At 46.9% G+C, this 1,229-nt stretch carries 2 protein-coding genes and 1 pseudogene; all 3 read right to left on the reverse strand.

From position 1 onward, the window contains the following. The coding region (locus R8N28_RS25575; RefSeq protein ID WP_318183706.1) for a glycosyltransferase family protein at positions 1–346 on the reverse strand (346 nt) is incomplete at its 3' end. Positions 347–349: 3 nt separating this feature from the next. Further along, positions 350–898, reverse strand: a complete 549-nt coding sequence (locus R8N28_RS25580; RefSeq protein WP_276419668.1) for a phosphatase PAP2 family protein — start codon at positions 896–898, stop codon at positions 350–352. 167 nt (positions 899–1,065) lie between these two features. Next, positions 1,066–1,229: pseudogene (locus R8N28_RS25585) on the reverse strand (SH3 domain-containing protein); the annotation flags it as partial.

A 1,229-nucleotide genomic window follows, 5' to 3' on the forward strand; every position in this document is an offset into this window, starting at 1 on the left:
ACGGCTTATTTTGTTGACGAGCAGCCCAAGCCGTGACGGGTTCAAAGTCGCTGATGATTAAATCATAAGGCGCCAGGTTGAGTTGGTTCACTTCTTTGAAAAAATGAATCAAATTGTTGTTCAAGGCCGTTTTGGCGTAATTGACCGAGCCTTTTTCCGTCACAAACGTAAAACCGCGACGAGTCTGATAATCGCCAAACGCTTCCATTGAAAAGTATTTCTCCGGTGCTCGTCCAGAAAAAAGAAAGTCGACCTGCACATCGTGCGATTCAAATGCCTTGCTCATTGCACGTGCACGTGCGATATGGCCATTTCCCGTACCTTGAACACCGTATAGAATTTTCATTCATTAGCCTCCTACGATCGCAATAGCTAGAGCACCACACGCACTTCCCAACAGCGCCCCGATGATGACGTCAGTAAAGAAATGGACACCGAGCAAAATACGCGCCGTACCAATTAAGCTCGCCCAAAAGAATGCGGCATAACCGAGTTCTGGGTAGTAATGGTTGATAAGTGTTGCCATAACAAACGCAGCAGCAGTATGTCCAGACGGTAAACTATAGCGATCAGAAGGGGTGATAAAAGCAGGTAACAAAGCGCTCTGTTCTTCAGGACGGCGGCGTTTAAAGCTGTTTTTTAGCGTCCAGTAAATGGGTAGCTCGACGGCAAATGCCAGCAATCCGGCTAACATAAACCAAGATCCGTGTTCTTTATCTAAATACCAAGCTAACAGCCCTAAGACGACGTAGAGATGCCCATCTCCACTGTGCGAAACGCCTTTACTGATGTTGGCAACTTGTTGGTTAAAACGGTGCTGAAGACATACGCTAGAGAATGCTAAATCAAACTTAGCGATGGTTGCTATTGGCTGTGTGATTGTCTCAATGGTTCGCATGTGACCCTCCCTTACTTTGACAACGCCTTTGTGTGCAAAGTAGGAGGTTTAGGTGACAGCTACATGACGGGAAGTTGGACAATTAGTGACAAAAGTAGAATGGACGGAATAGCGCACATTGATGTGCCCAACCATACCGTTAAACACATCAATAAAAGCAATAAGAATTACGAAGGGTTAGCTGGTGAGGCTGACGGCGTATCGATATACCAAACTTTGCGTTTTTTGCGGCATGCGCGTAGTGACCCCGTGGTCACATCACCGTCTTTAGTTAACTCATAGCTCAGCGCTCGACAAGTGAAGCTGCCCAGCAGCTCGTGTCGGGCACTCG

The organism is Vibrio sp. Vb1554, assembly GCF_033344235.1.